Origin of the sequence: Kitasatospora sp. NPDC047058, from assembly GCF_040643935.1 — a bacterium.
GTDB lineage: Bacteria > Actinomycetota > Actinomycetes > Streptomycetales > Streptomycetaceae > Kitasatospora.
The window spans coordinates 1-22,076 of sequence record NZ_JBEYVJ010000110.1 but is presented as its reverse complement, the minus strand read 5'-3'; the positions used below and the strand labels follow the sequence as shown (position 1 = coordinate 22,076).

Below are 22,076 nucleotides of genomic sequence, written 5' to 3'. Positions count from 1 at the left end.
CCATCGACCGAGCCACCTACAAAGCGACCATCAGCATCAGCATGCTCACAATCGACCCTTGACGCCGCCCAGGCCGCCCTAACTGAACGGCGTTGGATCTAGACCAGGCTGTCCCGCCAGGCCTGGTGCAGCTCGGCGAACCGGCCGGAGCCGCCGACCAGTTCCTGCGGGGTGCCGTCCTCGACGATCCGGCCCTGGTCCATCACCAGCACCCGGTCGGCAATCTCGACGGTGGAGAGCCGGTGCGCGATGATCACCGCCGTCCGCCCGGCCAGCACCGTGCGCATCGCCCGCTGGACGGCCTGTTCGCCCGGCACGTCGAGCGAGCTGGTCGCCTCGTCCAGGATCAGCACCGCCGGGTCGGCCAGCAGGGCGCGGGCGAACGCGACCAACTGGCGCTGGCCGGCCGAGATCCGGCCGCCGCGCTTGCGCACGTCGGTGTCGAAGCCGTCCGGCAGCGCGGCGATGAACTCGTACGCGCCGATGTCCCGGGCGGCCTGCTCGACCTCCTCCCGGGTGGCGCCGGGCCGGCCGATCGCGATGTTCTCGGCGACGGTGCCGGAGAACAGGAAGGACTCCTGGGTCACCATCACCACCCCGCGGCGCAGCTCGGGCGTGGCGAGGTCGCGCAGGTCCACCCCGTCCAGGGTGATCCGACCGTCGGTCGGGTCGTAGAAGCGGGCCAGCAGCTTGGCGACGGTCGACTTGCCCGCGCCGGTCGCGCCGACCACGGCCACCGTCCGTCCGGCCGGCAGCACCAGGTCGAAGGCGGGCAGCACCTCCTTGCCGGTGCGGTAGCCGAACCGCGTCTTCTCGAAGTGCACCTCGCGCCCCACCACCGGCCCGTTCACCGGGGGCAGCTTCCTCGGCTCGGCCGGTTCGGTGACGGTCGGCTCGTGGGCGAGCAGGCCGGCGATCTTCTCCAGGGCGGCGGCCGCGGACTGGTAGCTGTTCAGGAACATCGCCAGCTGGTCGATCGGGTCGAAGAGCCGGCGCAGGTAGAGCACGAAGGCGGTGAGCACGCCGAGCTCCACCACGTCCTCGGTGACCAGGAACGCGCCGAGCAGCACCACGCCGGCCGTCCAGAGGTTGGCGGTGCCGCGGGAGAGGCCGACGTACCGGGCGATCTCCAGCAGGCCGTCCGCGGTGGCGGCGGCCGACTGCCGGTTCACCACGCCGAACGCGGCGTCGTTGGTCCGCTCGCGGCGGAACGCCTGCACCGGGCGGATGCCGTTCATCGTCTCGGTGAAGCGGACGATCAGCGAGGCCGCCGAGGTGCGGGAGCGGCGGTAGACCCGGCGCGAGCGGCGCCGGAAGGACCGGGCGATCAGGAACAGCGGCACGAAGGAGGCCAGCGAGGCCAGGCCGAGCCGCCAGTCCAGCACCAGCAGCAGCACCGAGATGTAACAGACCGAGAGGAAGACGCTGAGCAGCTCCTGGAGCCCCTCGGAGAGCAGCTCGCGCAGGGCGTCGACGTCGCTGGTGGCGCGCGAGATGATCCGGCCCGAGGTGTAGCGCTCGTGGAAGTCCAGGCTGAGCCGCTGGGCGTGCCGGAAGATCCGGCCGCGCAGCTCCAGCAGGATGTCCTGGTTGACCCGGGCGCTGATCCTGATGAACGACCACTGCAGCAGCGTGCTCAGCAGGGCGAAGCCGAGGTAGGCGGAGATCACCGCGATCAGCGGGCCGGCGTCGTGGTCGCGCAGCGCCGGGATGCCCCGGTCCATCGCGATCGCCACCAGCAGCGGGCCCGACTGCAGCGCCGCCTGCTGGAGCAGGATGACCACCATCGCCACGGTGATCCGGGCCCGGTGCGGGCCGAGCAGCGAGCGCAGCAGCGCGCGGGGCGCGCCGGGCGGGACGGGGATGTCCTCCTCGTCGGCCGGCGGGGGCGGCAGTTCGTCCTGCGGCTCCTCGGCCGCGGCCTGCCCGGCGGGTTCGATCGTGGTGGTGGTCATCGGGCGGGGCTCCCCTCCGGTACGAGGGCGGCCTCGCCCGACATCAGTTCGCGGTAGCGCGCCGAACCGCGCAGCAGTTCCTGGTGGGTGCCGACGGCCTCGATCCGGCCGTCCGCCAGCACCGCGACCCGGTCGGCGAGCAGGACGGTGCTCGGCCGGTGGGCCACCACCAGCGCGGTGGTCGAGCCGAGCACCTGCCGCAGGGCCCGTTCGACCAGCGCCTCGGTGTGCACGTCCAGCGCGGAGAGCGGGTCGTCCAGCACCAGGAAGGCCGGGTCGCCGACCACCGCGCGGGCCAGGGCGAGCCGCTGGCGCTGGCCGCCGGAGAGGCTCAGGCCCTGCTCGCCGACCTCCGTCTCCACGCCGTCCGGCAGCTTCCCGACGAAGTCGGCCTGGGCGGTGGCGAGTGCGGCGGCGAGCCGGTCGGGACCGGCGCCGGGCGCGCCCATCAGCACGTTCTCCCGGACGGTGGCCGAGAACAGGGTGGGCTCCTCGAAGGCGACCGCGACCAGTTCGCGCAGCCGCTCCCGGGAGAGCTCGCGGATGTCCCGGCCGTCCAGGGTGATGGTGCCGCCGGTGGCCTCGTACAGCCGGGGGAGGAGGGCGGTGAGCGTGGTCTTGCCGCTGCCGGTGGCGCCGACCAGGGCCATCGTCTCGCCGCTGCGGATGTGCAGGTCGATGCCGTGGAGCAGGTCGGGGGTGCCGGGCGGGGCGTCCGGGTAGCGGAAGCGGACGCCGGTGAGCCGGATGCCGTCGCGCGTCGTCCCGGCCGCCGCGGGGGCGTCGGCCGGCGAGGCGTCACGCTGCGCTTCGTCCGGCAGGGGTTCGTCCAGCACCTCGAAGAAGCGGTCCGCGGCGGTGGCGGCCTCGTTGGCGTAGGCGAGCAGCCAGCCCAGCGACTCCACCGGCCAGCGCAGGGCGAGCGCGGTGGAGAGGAAGGCGACCAGGGTGCCGGTGCTCAGCTCGTCGTGCGCGACCAGGTGGCAGCCGACCGCGAGCGCGCAGCCGAGCGCCAGCTCGGGCAGGCCGACGATGACCGCCCAGAGGTTGGCCAGCAGGCCGGCCTTGCGCAGCTCGGTGCGGCGCAGCAGCCGGGCCTGTTCGCGGAAGCGCTCCGCCATCGAACGGTGGCGGCCGAAGGCCTTGAGGATGCGGATGCCGAGGACGGACTCCTCGATCACGGTGGCGAGGTCGCCGTTCTGGTCCTGGGCGAGGCGGGCGGCGCCCGAGTAGCCGGCCTCGAACCGCCGGGTGAGGACCAGCAGCGGCACGGCCGGCAGCAGCACGATCAGCGCCAGCCGCCAGTCCTGGGTGAACATCATCGCCGTTCCGGCCAGGAACATCACGGTGTTGACGATCAGGAAGACCAGCGGGAAGGCGAGGAACAGCCGCATGGTGTACATGTCGGAGGTGGCCCGGGAGAGCAGCTGGCCGGATCCCCAGCGGTCGTGGAAGGAGACCGGCAGGCGCTGGAGCCTGGCGTAGAGGTCCCCGCGCATCGCGGTCTCCACTCCGGCCAGCGGCCGGGCCAGTACGACCCGGCGGGTGTAGAAGAGTGCGGCCTCGACCACGCCGAGGAGGACCAGCAGGCCGACCAGCGGCCAGATCGCGGCGAGGTCGTGGTCGGCGAGCGGGCCGTCCACGATCCGCTGGAGCACCATCGGGACGCCCAGCACGCTGAGCATGGCGACCACGGCGGCGGTCACCGAGACGGCCAGCCGCCAGCGGATCGCGCGGGCGTACGGCCACAGGCGCAGCAGCGAGCGGACCGTCGAGCGGCGGGGGGCGCCGGCGGTGGCCTCGGTGGTGGCGTCGGCGGCGTCGGGGCGGGCTTCGGCGTGGGCTTCGGCGTGGGCTTCGGCGTGGGGGAGCTGTTTCTCGGCCATCGGGGCCGAGGGTAGGTCGGGGACCTGTCATTTCTCACCAGGTTTTTCGGCCCTTACCGGCGGGAACGGCGAGAACCGGCCAACCCGGGCCCAGGCACCGCGCTCAGGCGCCGGGCGCGGGCGTCCGCAGCAGTTGCAGCGAGCGCCCCGTCACCGTGACGGTGTCCTGCGGGCGGTGGCGGTGGGTGCCGTTGCCGGTCTCGTCGGCGGCGGTGTCCAGAACCGTGCGGTACCGCGCGCCGGGCACGGCCCAGGGTTCGCCCGGGAGGGTGAAGGGGACCGGGTCGGGGCCGGCGTTGAGTAGCAGCAGGAAGCTGTCGTCGCGCAGCGGACGCCCGTACTGGTCGCGTTCGGACATCGCGGCGCCGGAGAGCAGCATGCCGAGGCAGGCCGTCGGGCCGAACCAGTCGGCCTCGGTCATCTCCTTGCCGCGCGGGGTGAACCAGGCCAGGTCCGGCTGGCCGCCGGGCACCGCGGCCCGGCCGGAGAAGAACGCCCGCTGGCGCAGCACCGGGTGGGCGCGGCGGAGCCGGACGAGGCGGGCGGTGAGGGCGGAGAGCCCGGCCCAGCGCGGGTCGTCCAGCAGCGACCAGTCCACCCAGCCGGTCTCGTTGTCCTGGCAGTAGGCGTTGTTGTTGCCGCCCTGGGTGCGGCCGAACTCGTCCCCCGCGGTGATCATCGGGACGCCGGTGGAGAGCAGCAGGGTGGCCATCAGGTTGCGCAGCTGACGCAGCCGCAGGGCGTTCACGGCCGGGTCCGGGGTCTCGCCCTCGGCGCCGTGGTTCCAGGACCGGTTGTCGTCGGTGCCGTCCCGGTTGGCCTCGCCGTTGGACTCGTTGTGCTTGCGGTTGTACGAGACCAGGTCGCGCAGGGTGAAGCCGTCGTGCGCGGTGACGAAGTTGACCGAGGCGTACGGGCGCCGCCCGCCGCGCTGGTAGAGGTCGGAGGAGCCGGAGAGCCGGTAGCCCAGCTCGCGGACGTCCGGGCGGGCGCCGCGCCAGAAGTCCCGCACGGTGTCCCGGTACTTGTCGTTCCACTCGGCCCAGAGCGGCGGGAAACCGCCCACCTGGTAGCCGCCCGCGCCGACGTCCCACGGTTCGGCGATCAGCTTCACCCGGCTGAGCACCGGGTCCTGCGAGACGGCGGCGAGGAACGGGTGGTCCATGTCGACGCCGTCGCCGCCCCGGGCGAGCGCGGCCGCGAGGTCGAAGCGGAAGCCGTCCACGCCCATCTCGGTCACCCAGTACCGCAGCGAGTCGGTGACCAGCCGGACGACCTGCGGGCGGCGGGTGTCCAGGGTGTTGCCGCAGCCCGTGTAGTCGGCGTAGCCGCGCGGGCGGTTCGGCGGGAGACGGTAGTAGCCGGCGTTGTCGATGCCGCGCAGGGACAGGCTCGGTCCGAGCTCGGAGGCCTCGGCGGTGTGGTTGTAGACCACGTCGAGGATCACCTCGATCCCGGCGGCGTGCAGCGCGCGCACCATCCGCTTGAACTCGCCGACCTGGCCGCCGCGGCCGCCGGACGCGGAGTAGCCGGCGTGCGGGGCGAAGTAGCCGATCGAGTTGTAGCCCCAGTAGTTGGCCATCCCGCGGGCCTGCAGGTGGTCCTCGTCGGCGTACTGGTGGACCGGCAGCAGTTCGACGGCGGTCACGCCGAGCGTGGTGAGGTGGCCGATCGCGGCGGGGTGGGCCAGGCCCGCGTAGGTGCCGCGCAGGGGTGGCGGGATGTCGGGGTGGCGCATGGTGAAGCCGCGCACGTGCATCTCGTACAGGACGGTCTCGGCCCACGGCGTCTTGGGGCGCTGGTCGTCGTACCAGTCGTCGTCGTCGTGGACGACCACCGACCGGGGTACGTAGGGCGCGGAGTCGCGGTTGTCCCGGACGGTGTCGGCGACGTCCGCCTCGGGCCAGTTGCGGACGGCGGCGCAGACCGCGTCGTGGGAGGTGTAACAGCCGTCGATGGCCCGCGCGTACGGGTCGATCAGCAGCTTGGCCGGGTTCCAGCGGGCGCCGGTCCACGGGTCCCAGCGGCCGTGCACGCGGAAGCCGTACCGGGTGCCGGGCCGGACGCCGGGGAGGAAGCCGTGCCAGGTCTGGAAGTTCTGCTCGGCGAGGCGGTGTCTGCTCTCCCGGCCGTCCTCGTCGAAGAGGCAGAGGTCGACGGCCTCGGCGCCGGCCGCCCAGAGCGCGAAGTTGGTGCCCTGGCGGCCCTGCGGGTCGGTCCGGAAGCGGGCGCCGAGCGGCTGCCAGCTGCCGGGCCACGCCGGCTCGGCGGTCGGCCCGCCGTGCGGCCGCACGCCGGCTTCCAGCTCCTGCCCTGACGCCATGGCCGTACCCTCCCTGAACCGGGGTGCCGGGGACCTCGTTCACCTTCTCTTTCCCTGATCCCACGGACGGGAAGCCCGCTGAACGGAGGCTTGCGGGCGGATGGCGGCACGGGGGTGCTCCGGGCCGCCGGACCCTGCCCCCCGTCCTCCGCCTCCCCGCTCCCGGGCCCCGGGCCTGCTCCTGCCGGGCGGGGTTTCCGGGCCCCGCAGGTGACGGGCGGCGTGTCCTGCCGGGACCGGCCTCGTTGTGCCGGGTGTCGGACGGAAGCGGTGGGGAGGCCCCGGAATGCGGCCCGGAGGACGGGTGTGGGCACGGCGTGCGGGGGCGCTGGCCTGGTGCCTGGCGGTGCTGACCGGCTGCGCCGGCGGGGGCGGCACGCCGCAGCCCGCCGGGTCGGCCTCCCCGGGCCCGGGCCATGTGGCGCCGCCGCCCGCCTCCCGGGCGGAGATCACCGCGCTGCCCGCCGACGGCGCCCAGGACGTGCCGCCGGAGGGCCCGGTCCGGGTCACGGTGGCGGAGGGCAGGCTGGTCTCGGTCCGGCTGGCGGACGCCAAGGGCACCGAGGTGGCCGGCACGGTCTCCGAGGACGGCTCGGCCTGGATGCCGGACGGCCTGCTCCCGCTGGGCACCGCCTTCACACTGGACGCGGTGGCCGAGGACGGGCAGGGCCGGAAGGCGGCCCGGCACACGGACTTCTCGACGGTGGCCCGCGCGCACACCTTCGTCGCCTTCTTCACCCCGGAGGACGGCTCCACGGTCGGCGTCGGGATGCCGGTCTCGCTGCGCTTCAGCCGCCCGATCGCCGACCGCGCGGCGGTCGAGAAGGCGGTTGAGGTGACCGCCGACCCGCCGGTCGAGGTGGCCGCGCACTGGTTCGGCAACCAGCGGCTGGACCTCCGTCCGCAGCGGTACTGGGCGGCGGGCACCAGGGTGACGGTGGCGCTGCGGCTGAAGGGCGTGCAGGGGGCGCCGGGCGAGTTCGGCACCCAGGTGCGGGAGGTCCGGTTCACCGTGGGCCGGGCCCAGGTGTCCACGGTGGACCTGGACGCCCACACCCTGACCGTCCGGGCCGGCCGGGGCGGCCCGGTGGTGAAGGAGCTCAAGGTCTCCGGCGGTGATCCCAAGCACACGACGTACCGCGGTGTGCTGGTGGTGTCGGAGAAGTACAAGGTGACCCGGATGAACTCGCAGACCGTCGGGATGGGCGACGAGTACGACATCAAGGACGTCCCGCATGCGATGCGGCTGACCGGCTCGGGCACCTTCATCCACGGCAACTACTGGGCCGACCCGGAGGTCTTCGGCACCGCCAACACCAGCCACGGCTGCATCGGCCTGGCCGACGTCAAGGGCGGGACGAGCAAGGACTCCCCGGCGGGCTGGCTGTTCGAGCACACCATCCCGGGGGACGTGCTGGAGGTGAAGGCCTCCGCGGGGGACGTCGTCCCGCCGAGCAACGGGCTGAACGGCTGGAACCTGCCCTGGGAGCAGTGGCGGGCCGGCAGCGCGGCCGCGCACTGAGCCACCGCCCGGAGCCCGGGAGGCCGACCGTTCCGGGGACACACCCGGCCCGGGGGTCCCACCCTTCACACAGGCGCCACCCCTGGTTCACCACCCTCCCCCCAGGGTTCACTCATTCGGCTTAGCTATCCTGCTTGCGCGCCGAAGCCCGGCGTGGAAGATCGCCGGTCCGGTGCAACCTGTCCCGGCAGTCAGTGCGTCCATCAGGGTGGACACCGGGAGGGGAGAGACCGTGAAGCCGGTTAGGGCGGCCGACGCCGCAATACGCACCACCACCAACCGACGCGGCCGTGCCGTACGACGTAGTGCGGTGGCGCTGGCCATGGGTGGGGTGCTGCTGTTCACCGCGGCCTGCGGCGACGACAAGGGCAGCGACAACGGGAGCGGCAGCGGGGGCGGCGACGCGGCCGCGACGGCGGGTGCCAACGGCACCCCGGCGCCCGGCCAGAGCCAGGCGGCGCCGAAGGCCTCGGCCGCCGTGCTGACCGTCGAGCCCAAGGACGGCGCCCAGGACGTCGCGCCCACCAACGGGCTGAACGTCTCGGTGGCCAACGGCAAGCTCGCCACGGTCGAGGTGACCGACAAGGACGGCAAGCCGGTCGCGGGTGCGATCACCCCGGACGGCACCGCCTGGAAGCCCAGCGGCGCGCTGGCCGTCGGCATGGCCTACAAGGTGAACGCGCAGGCCAAGGACGCGGAGGGCCTGGTGGCCGCGTCGACCACCTCGTTCACCACGCTGACCCCGGCGAAGACGATCTCCACCAACGACAACATCTCCGACAACGCCACCTACGGCGTCGGCATGATCGTCTCGGTGGTCTTCAACAAGGACGTCAAGAACAAGGACGCGGTCGTCAAGGGCATCACCTTCGAGACCGCCGACGGCGCCACCGAGGTGAAGGGCCACTGGTTCGGCGCCCGCCGGGTGGACTTCCGTCCGGCCGAGTACTGGAAGCCGGGCACCAAGGTCACCATCAAGTACCGGCTGAAGAACGTCGAGGTCGCGCCCGGCATCTACGGCGACGTGGACAAGGACGAGCCGTTCACCATCGGCCGCTCGCAGGTGTCCACGGCCGACGCCGCGTCGCACCAGATGACGGTGATCCGGGACGGCCAGAGCCACACCGTGCCGGTCACCCTCGGCGCGGACGCGACCCCGTCCTGGGGCGGCACCATGGTGATCATGTCCAAGGAGGCCGTCACCCGGATGAACTCGCAGACCGTCGGTCTCGGCGGCGAGTACGACATCCAGGACGTCCCGCACGCCATGCGGCTGACCACCTCCGGCACCTTCGTGCACGGCAACTACTGGTCCAAGGCCAATCCCCCCTTCGGCAGGTCGAACGGGAGCCACGGCTGCGTCTCGATGGCCGACGAGAAGGGCGGCAGCGACTCCTCGGTGGCGGGCAAGTTCTTCAACGACTCGATGATCGGCGACGTCGTCAAGATCGTGAACACCAAGGAGAAGAACGTCGCGCCCGACAACGGGCTGGGCGGCTGGAACATCAACTGGGCCAACTGGTAGTCCGGCCCGGCCGTCCGGGCGGTAGCACCTACCCCGCGGCGGCCCCGGTAGTCCCGGTTCGGTAACGACCGGCCCGATCCTCACTCGTTGGGGTCGGGCCGGTCGTCGTTCGTGGGGTAATTGCCCCTCGAATGGCGCAACCTTTCCGTTGGCTGCGGCGTGTATCTGTCGGACCCCGCCGGGAGCAACGGGCGGGATCGAGGGAGGGAGAGTCGACGTGAGGTCGATACGCAAGGTCATGGCCGCCGGCTTTCTCGGCGGTGCGCTGGTGCTGACCAGCGCGTGCAGCGGCGGCGGCAGCGGGAGCGCGGCCAAGGCCGAACTGGGGCGCGGCGCGGCGGGGGCCGCGTCGAGCGCCTCGGCGTCCGCGTCCGGGGCGGCCGCACCGGCGGCGACGCCGAAGACGTCGGCCGCCGTGGTGGACATCCAGCCGAAGAGCGGCGCGGTGGACGTGGCGCCGAACGGCGCGCTGAAGGTCTCCGTGGCCGGCGGCAAGCTCACCACGGTCAAGGTGAGCGACAAGGCCGGCAAGGAGGTGGCCGGCACCATCGCCGCCGACGGGAGCAGCTGGACTCCGTCCGCCGGCCTCGCGGTCGGCACCGCCTACCAGGTGAGCGCGATGGCGGCGGACGCCAACGGCGTGGTCGCCTCCGCGGACAGCAGCTTCACCACGCTGACGCCGGAGCGCGAGGCGAAGGCAAGCGACAACGTCGAGGACAACGCCACGTACGGCGTCGGCATGATCGTCTCGGTGGACTTCGACAAGGACGTCAAGAACAAGGACGCCGTCGCCAAGGGCGTCAGCATCGAGACCGACAACGGCACCGTGGTGAAGGGCCACTGGTTCGGCGACCGCCGGCTGGACTTCCGCCCGGAGGCGTACTGGAAGCCCGGCACCAAGGTCACCGTCCACTACCGGCTGAAGAGCGTGGAGATCGCCCCCGGCGTCTACGGCGGTGTGGACCGGGACGAGCCCTTCACGATCGGGCGATCGCAGGTTTCGGAGGTTGACGCCAAGACCCACCGGATGACGGTGACCCGCGACGGCCAGACCTCGGTCATCGACATCACCTCCGGCTCGCCGGAGCACCCGACCTGGAACGGCACCATGGTCGTGATGTCCAAGGAGGGCACGGTGCGGATGCAGTCCAGCAGCATGCCCGGCATGACCGGCGCGCCGTACGACCTGATGGTGCCGCACTCGATGCGGCTGACCACGTCCGGGACGTACGTGCACGGCAACTACTGGAGCGACGCCTTCGGCGAGGACAACGTCAGCCACGGCTGCGTCGGCCTGAAGGACGTCAAGGGCGGCGGCTCCGGCACCTCGGCGGGCAAGTTCTACGACGACTCGCTGATCGGCGACATCGTGACCGTGAAGAATTCCACGCGCGGCCAGGTGGAGCCGGACAACGGCCTCGCCGGCTGGAACCTGGGCTGGAGTGCCTGGTAGGAGCCCGTTCGCGGCAACCCGGGCTTGACGGAACCCCGGCCCGGGTTGCTCGCGGCATATGCCCGGTGGGTAGTGATCGTTTGGTCATTGTCCGTACGCGGCTGCTTGCGTTCCGCAATGATGGTCCGCATGGCGGGTTGGGGCGAAACAGATCAGTCATCACTTCCTGGGTCAAGCCTGGTTGCTGACACGTCGTGGATGTGCTTCCAAGACGCGCTCGCGGCCCTGGAGCGGCTCAGCTCGGAGGAGCTGGAGCGGATGTACTTCGGCAGGCTGGGCGACGAGTCGGAGCCGGGCGAGGTGCGGCTGCCCTCCCGGCCGGAGTCCGGTCCGGTGGCCCGCCGGCTGGTCCTGTCGGTCCTCGAGTCCTGGGACCTGCACCAGCAGCTGGAGGTCGGCGAGTTACTGACCGCCGAACTGGTGGCCAACGCGGTGCGGCACGCCGCCGGGCGGACCATCGGCCTCCAGGTGTCGCGCAAGCCCGGCTGGCTGCGGGTCGAGGTGCGGGACTCCTCGCGGGCGCTGCCCTGCCTGATCATGGCCGACCCGCTGCCGCCCACCGAGCGCGGGCGCGGCCTGAAGATCGTCGACGACCTCGCCGATCGCTGGGGTGCGGACCTGCTGCCGCGCGGCAAGGGCGTGTGGTTCGAGCTGAAGATCCGCGAGCGGCAGCACTGAGTTGGCGCCGCGCCCCCGCACTCCGCCCGGAAAACACGCAGGGCCCCCGGTGCGCCGCGGTCCGGCTGCTGGGGGCCCCTGCAAGTCATCGCGCCGGCCAAGGGGGTGCGTGCCGCGCGATGGGCGACGGCCGTGCCAGGTCGGGTCAGCCGTAGTCTGCGCGCCCTCGGCGGATTCGTTGCCGCCCGCCGTCGGGCTGCTTCGACTATCGCACGAATCTCAGCATGTGGGCAAACCGGGAAGCTTTGATTTCAAGGTTTGTCACCTGCTCCACCTTTGGAATTTGCATAGGTTAACGCTCGCACCTGAGATTATTCATGATCGATGCAAAACGGCCCGGGCCTGCGCGGCGCGGCGGCGCACCTGTGCGGGAGACAGGCGCGGGGGCCGGGGCGGGGGCGTGACGGTGCCCGTGCGGCAGGGGTGGCAGAGGCCGCCCGGGAGGGCCTCGGGGCGGCCGGGGATGCGGCAGGCGGTGCACTCGACGATACGGGTGGCGGGCGCCGGGGTGGGGCCCCAGGGGCGTTCCGGGGGCAGCTTGTCGACCAGGCGGCGGCGGGTGAGCCCCGCCGGGCTCTGGGCGGGCACGGGGAGTCCGCTGGTGAGTGCCAGCGTGAGCTGTGCGGCGGTCGCGCCCGTTCCCAGTAAAGGTCACTCGGCTTCGGGCGCTTGAGCTTCGGCGGCGAAGGCGAGGAAGGCCGACCAGGCGGCGGGGGAGAAGGAGAGGTTCGGGCCGCCCTTGTCCTTGGAGTCCCGGACGTGGACGGTGCGGGCAGAAGTGGCGACCTCGATGCACTCGCCGCCACCAGTGGTGCTGTAGCTGGACTTGGCCCAGGAAAGGGCCACTTCCACACAGGCGCCGCCTTGGTCGTTGCTGTAGCTGGACTTGAACCACGCGAGTTCGGCACTCATAGCTCTCCCGCCAGTCTTCGGATGAACTCCGCGGACTCCTCTGCTCCGAGGGCCTGCATGCGGATCATTCCATAGCGCTGCGCGAGCGTGCTGACCTTGTCGGCGTCGCTGTACAGGGATCCGGTGTCCTGGGCTTCCACATATGCGAGCCGGTCGTGATCGGGGCTCTCCAGTAGGACCAGCGATCCGCTGAGCCCGGCGTAGGCGGCCCGACCGATGGGCAGCACCTGGATGGAGACGTTGCGCAGTGCACCGGCATCCAGGAGGTGATCGAGCTGCCTGTGCATGAGGTCTGCGCTGCCCACAACGGCACGGAAAGCGGCCTCGTAGATCACGAAGCCGAACAGCACGGTTGGCGAGTTCCTCAGCTTCTCCTGGCGCTGCACGCGTGCTGCTACGCGGGCCTCAACCGTCTCATCGTCCAGCGGCGGACAGCTGTGGCTGATCAACTCCCTGGCGTACTCCTCGGTCTGGAGGAGTCCTGGAATGAGAAGCGCTTCGTACCAATGGATCGCAATGGCTTCGCTCTCGGCCTGTGTGTAGCCCCGCGAGTACGAGGGGAACTTCTCCGGCTTCAGGAAGTCCTGCGCCCCCAGCAGCATCCCCCGGGCATTGCACAACTCGTCAGCAATCGCTAGGAGTTGAAGCGACGGCTTCCGTCTCCCCGCCTCCATCGACCGCACGCTCTCGATGTCGTAGCTCGATGCGACGCTCAACTGCTCGCGGGTCACCCCGGACTGCTCGCGCCATCGCTTGATCTGGTCGCCGCAGTACTTCCAGGCCATCGGTGGCTGTGCGGGCGCACTCATCACGAACCCCCGTTCTCGGGCCGGTCAGGGCCCGGGTCACTCTCCGGCTGTACCGGCGGCGTAACTCCTGAGGCTATGCCCCGGTGCCGATCCTCGGAACGTGAAACGGCCGATCTCCGCCCCTGTGAGTGACGCCAAAGCCTCCTCGTGCCAAGGATCGTGATGCTCACTCAGCAAGTCGACGTCGAGTGGATGTTCCCCTCTCACCCCCGCAGTGCCGGCCGTGCCCGCGTCCGGCTTCTCCGGCAGGCGTTCTCCTGGCGGATCCCCGGCGAGACGACCGAGATCGCCATGCTCCTCCTGGGCGAGCTGGTGACCAACGCCTGCCGGCACGCCCGCGCCCCGCGCGACCGGCTGATCGGCGTCCGGCTCGTCCTCGACCCGGGCGAACTGTTCCGCGTGGAGGTCTCCGACGCCAACCCCGACCTCCCCGAGCCCCGGCAGGCCGGCCCGGAGGACGAGACCGGTCGTGGCCTCGAACTCGTCACCGCCCTCTCCGCTGCCTGGGGTGCCCACGCCCGGGGCGCGGGCCGCATCGGCAAGACCGTCTGGTTCGAGCTGAAGCCGGGAACCGGTCCAGGTATTTGAACGTGTGTTCCTGGAGCTGGACGTCACCTACCAGGACGAGCGGACGGCCCGGGTCTCCCTCAAGGCGTACGACGTCTGAACTCGCGCGCACGGGAGGTCGGCCCGTCCGACTTCCCGTGCAGCACCCGGCTGCCCCACCTGCCGGGACCGCCTGGGCCTGGGTTGGGCGGCGGATAGTACGCTCACCTGGCCCGACGGGGGAGGGGAGTGGTGATGCGGCCGCTGGAGTCGGACGATCCGGTGCGGATCGGCGCGTATCGGTTGGTGGGCCGGCTCGGCAGCGGCGGCATGGGGGAGGTGTTCCTCGGCCGGTCCGGTGACGGTGGGCTCGCCGCGATCAAGACGGCGCGGGCCGAGTACGCCCAGGACCCGGAATTCCGGCAGCGGTTCGCGCGCGAGGTCGAGGCCGCGCGCCGGGTGGACGGGCGGTTCACGGCGGCGGTGCTCGACGCCGACCCGTCGGCCGGCCGCCCGTGGCTGGCGACCGAGTACATCGCCGGGGTCTCCGTGACGGAGGCGGTGGCCGGCCGGGGCCCGCTGCCGGAAGCCTCGGTCCGCGCGCTGGTCGCCGGCATGGCGGCCGCACTGGAGGAGATCCACCGCGCGGGCATCACCCACCGGGACCTCAAGCCGTCCAACGTGCTGCTGGCGGACGACGGGCCGCGCGTCATCGACTTCGGGATCGCCCGGACCGTCGACCACACCCGGATCACCCGCACCGGCCAGGCGTTCGGCACCCCCGGCTACATGGCCCCCGAGCAGCTTCGCGGCGGGCAGGCCGGCCCGGCCGCGGACGTCTACGCGCTCGCGGCGACCGCGGTGTTCGCGGCGTCCGGCGAAGGGCCGCACGGGAGTGGCGAGTTGCTGGCGCTGATCTACCGGACGGTGGAGGAGGAGCCGCAACTCGGCTCCGTCCCGGCCGGGTTGCGCGGGACGCTCGCGCGGTGCCTGGCCAAGGACCCGGCCCTGCGGCCGAACGTGGCCGAGCTGCGGGCGGAGTTCGCGGTGGGCTCCACGCTCGGCGGCGGGGAGTGGCTGCCGGCCGAGCTGAGCACGCTGGTGCTGGGGCGCGGCGAGGAGGCCCGTGCCACGCAGCCGTACGAACCGCCGTCGTCCGGAGCCCGACTGGTCGCCGGACCCGGCGCGCCGTCCACAGCGGAGGGCGGGGTGGCGCCGGGAGCGGGACCGTCGCGGCGCGGGCTGCTGTTCGCGGGGGTCGGTGGCGGGGTGGCGGCCGTGGCCGGAACGCTGGTGGCGGCCGCTCTCGTCCTGGACGAGCGGGCGGCCGCCCGCGAATCGGCGGCGGCCACCGCGTCGGCGAAGGCCGGCTCGTCGGCAGGTGCGTCGGCCTCCCCGGCGGCGTCCCCCTCGGCTACCGCGTCGTCTCCCGCCGCCGCGTCGCCTTCCGCATCCGCGCCCGCCACGGTGCCGGCCGACAGCCAGGGGCTGCCCGCGATCACGGCGGGTACGGCCTTCGGCGAGCGGCCGGTCGTCGCCGCGGCCACCGGGCCGCTGCCCACCGAGCTGATCAGCCGGACGCTGGTCCAGGGCACCGGCCCCGTCGCCGGCCCGAAGGACCTCGTGACCTGCCACTACGTGCTGCAGAAGTGGGGCGGCAGCCGGCCCGTCGACTCCAGCTACGCCCGCCAGGAGCCGCTCTCGTTCCAGCTCGGGGCCGGGCAGACCATCAAGGGCTGGGACGCCGCGATCCGAGGGAAGGCCGCCGGGAGCCGGATCGAGTTCGCCGTCCCGCCCGCACTCGGCTACGGCTCCGAGGGTGCCGCCTCGGCAGGCATCACGGGTACGGACGTCCTGGTCTACGTCGCCGACATCCTGACGGTCACCAAGGCGGGCCAGGGCTGACGGCGCCGGCGCCGCTGCCGGGTCGTGCACGAGAAGTCGGACCGGTCGACTTCCTGTGTGAGGGGCCCGGGTTGTGCGGTGATCCTGGTGATCCGGCCGCGGGGAGCCCCGCGCGCCCGGAGAGCGGGGCGGTGGCGGTCAGGCGGAGGCCTGGCGGGCGTGCTGTTCGGCGAGGCGGCGGTGGGCGTCGGGCCAGGTGATCGGGAGGTGCTCGACCGGGGTGTCCCAGAAGGTGAAGGTGGAGTCCTTCATGGTGGAGCGCAGGCCGGTCATCACCGAGCGGTGGAGCTCGCTGCCGGCGAAGGCGTTCAGGGCCTCGCGGCTCTCCCAGGCGGAGAGGGTGTAGAAGGTCCGCTTCAGGGGCCGGGCGATCAGGGAGGCGCCGAGCGCGCCGGGGGCGGTGCGCAGCAGGCGCCAGACGGCGAGCGACTTCAGGAAGAAGCGCGGGACGTCGCGGAGCGAGCGGACCTCGAAGCGGGAGGCCATGACGACGGCGCCGGTGCCGGGGGTGGCCGGGTTCGGGGTGATCCAGGGGAGCGTGGGCATGGCTGATGCGCGCCTTCCTTGTTGGGTAGTGGCACTATCTATGTTAGACAGTGGCGGTATCCAATGGCTAGAGGGAGGCAGGGAGCCGTGCGCATCTCCGAGTTGAGCCGCCGCAGTGAGGTCCCGATCGCGACGATCAAGTACTACCTGCGGGAGGGGCTGCTGGCGCCGGGCCGCCCCGTCACCGCTACCCAGGCCGAGTACGGCGAGACCCATCTGCGCCGGCTGCGGCTGGTCCGGGCGCTGATCGGGGTTCGGGGGCTCAGTGTGAGCGAGACCAGGGCGGTATTGGGGGCGGTCGCGGAGCACCGGGCCGAGCGGCACCAGGTGCTCGGCCTGGTGATGGGGGCGCGGCCGGTCGACGAGGACGAGGAGCCGGCACCCGTGCCCGCCGCGGCCGAGGTGGACGCGCTGATCGCGGAGCTGGGCTGGGAGGTGTCCGAGCACGCCCCGGCCCGGGCGGCGCTGGGGGCGACCCTGGAGAGCCTCCGCTCGCTCGGCGAGCCGGTCGACCGGGAGTCCCTGCTCCGGTATGCCGACCTGGCCGGGCGGATCGCCGCGGTCGACCTCGACCGGATCGCCGGCACCGCGGACCCGCTCGAACAGGCCGAGCGTGCCCTCGTCCTGACGGTGATGATGGAGCCGGTCCTGCTGGCGCTGCGCCGGCTGGCCCAGGAGAACGAGTCGGCGAAGCGGAACGCCTGAGTCCGTTCCGCTCGGGAGGCCGGCCCCCCTCCCCGGGGAGGCCGGCCTCCGGCGTGGCCGGAACCTGCCGCCGCGCGGGGCGCCCGGGGCGGGAGTGGCGTACGGGCCCGACCGTCGGGGGACGAACCAGGCGAACCGGGACCGCTCGCCACCCGGTGGGCCCTTGTCCGCGTGAAGTCAACCGTTGACAGTGCGTCGCTGCGGGGCATAGTCTCCGCGGTATTCGATCAAGATTCCCAGCCCGGTCTCCAGATCTTTCATGCGGGGGTATGACGATGAAGACGGTACAGAGCGGACCTGTCTCCTTGCCCGGCATTCTTTCGAAGTATCAGCCGAACCGTTAACGCGTTATCGCCCGGCCATCGGCCCGATGGTTTCCCGGCTGTTGTCCGCCGGGGCCGAGCGGGCGGTGCGGGAATTCCCGGCCGACGCCACCGGAGTGGGGTCCGGATGCGGCCGGTTGCCATGCCGAATGATGTGCGGGGCCTGGGGTGACCGGCCGGGTGGTGGGTGCCCTCGCCGGTCCCGGTCCCTGCCGGCCGGCCTCGCCGGCCGAACTGTACGTGCTCTGAGCTGGGTTCCCGTCGCCATGTGCGAACGGGGACGTTCGCGTGCGCCCGGGCGGGGCGGTCGGACGCGAGGGGTGTCCGGTGGTCCGTCGGGTTTCGGCCACACGGAATTCAGGGTGGCTCCACACGGTGTTTTCCCGGCGCGGCTGCCGGGATGATTGCGGTGCGTAGTGAATGTCACCGGCGGTGATTTCAGGGAATTCACAGGATTGATTGTCCGGTGATTCCTGGTGTCGCCCGGGGTGGTCGGGCTAGGCTCGGGGCGCGGCGCCGGGGGGCGCAATGGGCCGGGAGGGGGCCCGTGGGGCAATGGGGGGTCGGGGGCGGCCACGGCATTGGCTCCTTACCGGATCTCCGGCCGGACTCCGGAATGCGCACCCCCGGAATTCTCCGTGCACGCCCCGCCTGTTTTCTTCGGTCGGCCGGCACACCCGGCCGGCAGCTGTCCTGGTACGGAACGACACCGCCTGCGCCGCCCGGTCGGGCGCCCGGACGTTGGGAGAGTTGGGCCAGTGAGCAGTCCCGAGGCCGAGGTGGCCGAGACGGATGTCGCGATCATCGGGATGGCCGGGCGGTTCCCCGGCGCCGACGACCTGGAGTCCTTCTGGCGCCTGCTGAGCGAGGGCCGGGAGGGCATCACCCGGTTCGGCCGCGAGGAACTGGCGGCGGCCGGCGTCCCCGCGGCGCTGCTGGACGACCCGGCGTACGTGCCGGCCCACGGCGTGATCCCGGACGTCGACCTCTTCGACACGGGCTACTTCGAGTACACGCCGGCCGAGGCGGCGATCACCGACCCGCAGCACCGCGTCCTGCTGACGACGGGTCACGCCGCGCTGGAGCACGCCGGTTACGACCCGGCCCGCTACGACGGGCTGATCAGCGTCTACGCCGGGGCGGCGATCAACACCTACCTCCAGCAGCAGGTGCTGCCCCGCGTCGACCAGACCACCACGTCGAACCACTTCGCCGTGATGGTCGGCAACGACAAGGACTTCCTGGCGACCAGGCTCTCCTACAAGCTCGACCTCAAGGGGCCGAGCTACAGCGTGCAGACCGCCTGCTCCACCTCCCTGGTGGCCATCCACCTCGCCTGCCAGGGGCTCATCAACGGCGAGTGCGACATGGCGCTCGCCGGAGGCGTCACGGTCAAGCTGCCGCAGACCAAGGGCTACCTGTACGAAGAGGGCGCGATCCTGTCCAGGGACGGCCACGTGCGCACCTTCGACGCCGACGCCAGCGGCACGGTGCTCGGCAACGGCGTGGGCGTCCTCGTGCTCAAGCTGCTCCGCGACGCCATCGCCGACCGCGACACGATCCACGCGGTGATCAAGGGCACGGCGACCAACAACGACGGCTCGGACAAGGTCAGCTTCGCCGCCCCGGGCGCGGCCGGGCAGGTCGCCGTCATCCGCGAGGCCCACGCCGTGGCCGGCGTCGACCCGGGGACGATCGGCTACGTCGAGGCGCACGGCACCGCCACCCGGCTCGGCGACCCGGTCGAGGTCACCTCGCTCACCAAGGCGTTCCGGGCGGGCACCGACGAGGCCGGTTTCTGCGCCATCGGCTCGGTGAAGTCCAACATCGGTCACCTCGACGCCGCGGCCGGGGTCGCCGGCGTGATCAAGACGGCGCTGATGATGCGGCACCGCACGCTCGTCCCGACCGTGAACCACCGGACGCCCAACCCGGCCGTCGACTTCGCCACCACCCCGTTCAGGGTCGGCACCGACACCGTGCCGTGGACCGCCGAGGGGCCGTTGCGCGCCGGAGTCAGCTCCTTCGGCATCGGCGGCACCAACGCGCACGCCGTCCTCCAGGAGGCCCCGCCGGCGCCGGCCGCCGGCGACTCCCGCACCACGCAGGTCCTGGTCCTGTCCGCCCGGACGGCCAGCGCCCTGCGCACGGCGGCGGGCCGGCTCGCCGCCCACCTGGAGGGCGACGACGGGGCCGCCCTCGCCGACATCGCCCACACCCTTGCGGTGGGCCGCCGGGTCCACGAGTACCGCCTCGCCGTCGCCGGGACGGACCGCGCGGCGCTGGCCGAGGCGCTGCGCACCGCGGACCTGCCCGGGCAGCCGGCCGCCGGGAAGGTGTCCTTCGTCCTCACCGAGCGGGTCGCCGACGCGGAGGCGCTCGCCGAGCGCTGGTGCGCCGCCGAGCCGGCCTTCGCCGAGCACCACCGGGCCGCGCTCGCGGCCGGCGCCGCCGGGCAGGGTGAGCGCGGCCAGGCGTTCGCCCTGCAGTACGCGCTGGGCCGGCTCTGGCTCGGCTGGGGCCTGCGCCCGGCCGCCGTGCACGGGGACGGGCCCGCCGCCTGGGCCGCCGCCTGTCTGACCGGTGCGGCCGCACTCGCCGACGGGGTCGCCGGGCTCGCCGAGCCCGGCCGGAGGACGCCCGCCGAGGCCGAGGGCCGGTCCGGGCGGATCCCGCTGCGCGGCGCAGGGGACGAGGTGCGGGGCCTGGCGCTGGGGACGGCGGACGGGCCGTGGGGCGCGGTGGCCCGCGCCTGGGCGGCCGGGGCCGACGTCGACTGGGCGCAGTGGTTCGCCGGTGAGCAGCGCGGCCGCGTCCCGCTGCCGACCTACCCGTTCGAGGGGCGCCGCTGCTGGATGACCGGCCCGGAGACCCCCGGCACGCCGGGGGCCGGCGACGGCGGCCTGCACCCCATGCTCGACCGGAGCGTCCCGGACCTGGACAGCCTGCTCTTCAGCAGCGCACGGTCGGGCACCGAGTTCTACCTGGCGGACCACCGGGTCGGCGGCGAGCCCGTGATGCCGGCGGTCGGCTACCTGGAGCTGGCCCGCGCGGCGGGCGAACTGGCGCTCGGCGGCCCGGTCCGGCTGAGCGGCGTCTCGTTCGAGCAGCCGCTCTCGTACGCCGCGGGGCCGCGCACCCTGCTGGCCTCGCTCTGGCGCGAGCAGGACGGGGCCGGCTTCGAGCTCGGCGAGGGCGAACTGGTCCACGCCGCAGGCGAGTTCCACGCGGCGACGGCCGGGCCGGCCGCCCCGCTGGACCTGGCGGCGCTGGCCGCCCGCTGCACCGGGCCGGTCGCCCACCAGGACTGCTACGCGGCCCTGCGGGCGTACGGACTCGACTACGGGCCCCGGATGCGGGCGCTGGCCGAGGTCCGGCTGGGCGACGGCGAGGCGCTCGGCACCCTGGAGCCGCCCGCGGGCTCGGCGCTGGACGGCGCGCTGCTCAACCCGGCCCTGACGGACGGTGCCCTGCACGCCCTGGTGATGCTGCTCGCCCGCTCCTACGGTGACGCGGCCGACGGGTTCCTGCCGATGGCGCTGGGCGGGCTGGTCGTGCACGGACCGGTCGCCGGCCCGTGCCGCGTGCAGGTGACGGCCTCCCACCTGGGCGACAAGGTCGCGCGCGCCGATCTCGTGCTGGCCGACCCGGACGGCCGGGTGCTGGCGGAGCTGCGGGACCTCGCCGTCCGGGTGCTCCGCGGTTCACGCCGTCCGGAGCTGCTGGTCCGCCGCTGGGACGACGCACCGGCCGGGGCCGCGGCGGAGCCGGCCGCGGCCACGCCGCTGCCGGCCGGCGCCGGGGCGGTCGTCGTCGCCGGGACGGCGGACCGCCGGGAGCGGCTCGCCGGGATCCTGGCCGCCCTGGGCGGCGGGGAGACCACCACCGTCGACGGTGCCGGGAGCCTCCCGGACACCGCCCCCGCCGTCCTGCTGGTGGACGAGCCGGAGCCCCGGCAGGCCCTGCGCCTGGTGCAGGAACTGCTCCGGGCCCGCCCGGCCGCTCCCGTCCGGGTCCTGCTGGTGCACCGCCACGACGCCGAGGGGGCCCGGCCCGAGCGGGCCGCGCTGGCGGCGTTCGCGCGCGCCGTCCGGGCGGAGAACCCGCTGCTCGCCCTGCAGGCCGTCGGCCTCGCCGAAGGGGTGGACGAGGCGGCGGCGCTCGCCGCCGAGCTCGCCGGGGACGGCCGCGACCCGGAGGTCGCCCACCTGCCCTCCGGCCGCCGCGTCCCGCGGGCCGTCCCCGCCGGGGACGCCCCGGAAGTGGAGATCCGCGACGGCGGCGTCTACCTCGTCACCGGCGGCGCGGGCGGACTGGGCCGGGCCGTCGCCGACTGGCTGCTGGGCCGCGCCGACGCGCGGGTGGTCCTGCTGGGCCGGGCCGAGGAGCCGGCCGCCGCGCTCGACGCCCGGGTGGTGTACCGCAGCGCCGACGTGGCCGACCCCGCCGCCCTGGCCGGGCGGCTGGCGGAGATCCGCGCCGAGTTCGGGCCGCTCACCGGCGTGGTGCACGCCGCGGGCGTGCTCCGCGACGGCTTCGCCCTCACCAAGTCCGCCGAGGACTTCGCCGCCGTCCTGGCGCCCAAGGTCGCCGGGCTGCGGGCGCTGGACGCGGCCACCGCCGGCGATCCGCTGGACTTCTTCGTCGCCTTCTCCTCGATCGCCGCCCACATCGGCAGCGTCGGGCAGACCGACTACGCGTACGCCAACGCCTACCTGGAGGCGTACGCCGAGCGCAGCCCGCGGGTGACCGCGGTCGCCTGGCCGATGTGGGCCGACGGCGGCATGCGCCAGAGCGCCGAGGCGGCGGCGGAGATCGCCGCCCGCACCGGCTTCGGCGTGCTGCCCACCGCGGACGGCCTCGCCCTGCTGGAGCGGGCGCTCGGCGCGTCCGGCGCGCTGGTCGCCGCGTACGGGGACACCGGGAGGATCGCCGCCGCGCTCACCGCTCCCGCGGCCGTCCCCGCCCCCGCCGCAGCCCCCCGGGCC

Annotated in this window: 14 protein-coding genes; 8 read left to right on the top strand and 6 right to left on the bottom strand. The window is 73.3% G+C overall.

What is annotated here, in order from left to right:
- Positions 1-98: 98 nt before the first annotated feature.
- From ABZ885_RS18585 to glgX, 3 genes are all read right to left on the bottom strand, one after another.
- Positions 99-1,955 (bottom strand): ABC transporter ATP-binding protein, encoded by a 1,857-nt coding sequence (locus ABZ885_RS18585; RefSeq protein WP_360189267.1) that lies wholly within the window; start codon positions 1,953-1,955, stop codon positions 99-101.
- Entirely contained in the window at positions 1,952-3,841 is a 1,890-nt protein-coding gene (locus ABZ885_RS18580) for an ABC transporter ATP-binding protein (RefSeq protein ID WP_360189264.1), read from the bottom strand. The genes ABZ885_RS18585 and ABZ885_RS18580 overlap by 4 nt, the downstream gene beginning before the upstream one ends.
- Positions 3,842-3,944: 103 nt before the next feature.
- A complete protein-coding gene (glgX, locus tag ABZ885_RS18575) occupies positions 3,945-6,164 on the bottom strand; it encodes a glycogen debranching protein GlgX (RefSeq protein WP_360189261.1) in 2,220 nt (739 codons plus the stop codon).
- Positions 6,165-6,468: 304 nt separating this feature from the next.
- Here glgX and ABZ885_RS18570 point away from each other — a divergent pair, with 304 nt between their 5' ends.
- The 4 genes from ABZ885_RS18570 to ABZ885_RS18555 all read left to right on the top strand — a co-directional run bounded on the left by ABZ885_RS18570 (position 6,469) and on the right by ABZ885_RS18555 (position 11,342).
- Complete coding sequence (locus tag ABZ885_RS18570) at positions 6,469-7,686, top strand: Ig-like domain-containing protein (RefSeq protein ID WP_360189259.1); 1,218 nt, start codon at positions 6,469-6,471, stop codon at positions 7,684-7,686.
- 232 nt (positions 7,687-7,918) lie between these two features.
- A complete protein-coding gene (locus ABZ885_RS18565; RefSeq protein WP_360189256.1) occupies positions 7,919-9,211 on the top strand; it encodes an Ig-like domain-containing protein in 1,293 nt (430 codons plus the stop codon).
- Positions 9,212-9,428: 217 nt separating this feature from the next.
- Positions 9,429-10,664: an Ig-like domain-containing protein gene (locus ABZ885_RS18560; RefSeq protein ID WP_360189253.1), complete on the top strand. Its 1,236-nt coding sequence runs from the start codon at positions 9,429-9,431 to the stop codon at positions 10,662-10,664.
- Between the two features lie 198 nt (positions 10,665-10,862).
- A complete protein-coding gene (locus tag ABZ885_RS18555) occupies positions 10,863-11,342 on the top strand; it encodes an ATP-binding protein (protein ID WP_360189250.1) in 480 nt (159 codons plus the stop codon).
- Between the two features lie 651 nt (positions 11,343-11,993).
- Here ABZ885_RS18555 and ABZ885_RS18550 read toward each other — a convergent pair.
- Entirely contained in the window at positions 11,994-12,254 is a 261-nt protein-coding gene (locus ABZ885_RS18550; protein WP_360189248.1) for a DUF397 domain-containing protein, read from the bottom strand.
- Positions 12,251-13,039 (bottom strand): helix-turn-helix transcriptional regulator, encoded by a 789-nt coding sequence (locus ABZ885_RS18545; protein WP_360189246.1) that lies wholly within the window; start codon positions 13,037-13,039, stop codon positions 12,251-12,253. Before ABZ885_RS18545 ends, ABZ885_RS18550 begins: the two co-directional genes overlap by 4 nt.
- Before the next feature lie 186 nt (positions 13,040-13,225).
- On the opposite strand from ABZ885_RS18545, the gene ABZ885_RS18540 reads away from it, so the two are divergent.
- Both ABZ885_RS18540 and ABZ885_RS18535 read left to right on the top strand, forming a co-directional pair.
- Positions 13,226-13,651 (top strand): ATP-binding protein, encoded by a 426-nt coding sequence (locus tag ABZ885_RS18540; protein WP_360189244.1) that lies wholly within the window; start codon positions 13,226-13,228, stop codon positions 13,649-13,651.
- A 213-nt stretch (positions 13,652-13,864) separates the two neighbouring features.
- On the top strand, positions 13,865-15,514 hold the full coding sequence (locus ABZ885_RS18535) for an FKBP-type peptidyl-prolyl cis-trans isomerase (RefSeq protein ID WP_360189241.1): 1,650 nt from the start codon (positions 13,865-13,867) through the stop codon (positions 15,512-15,514).
- A 138-nt stretch (positions 15,515-15,652) separates the two neighbouring features.
- On the opposite strand, the gene ABZ885_RS18530 is transcribed toward ABZ885_RS18535, so the two are convergent.
- Positions 15,653-16,060, bottom strand: a complete 408-nt coding sequence (locus tag ABZ885_RS18530; protein ID WP_360189238.1) for a DUF3291 domain-containing protein — start codon at positions 16,058-16,060, stop codon at positions 15,653-15,655.
- Between the two features lie 87 nt (positions 16,061-16,147).
- On the opposite strand from ABZ885_RS18530, the gene ABZ885_RS18525 reads away from it, so the two are divergent.
- Together ABZ885_RS18525 and ABZ885_RS18520 are read left to right on the top strand one after the other, a co-directional pair.
- Entirely contained in the window at positions 16,148-16,765 is a 618-nt protein-coding gene (locus ABZ885_RS18525) for a MerR family transcriptional regulator (protein ID WP_360189236.1), read from the top strand.
- A gap of 1,081 nt (positions 16,766-17,846) precedes the next feature.
- Positions 17,847-22,076, top strand: a 4,230-nt coding sequence (locus tag ABZ885_RS18520; RefSeq protein WP_360189234.1) for an SDR family NAD(P)-dependent oxidoreductase, incomplete at its 3' end; no start/stop codon positions are given.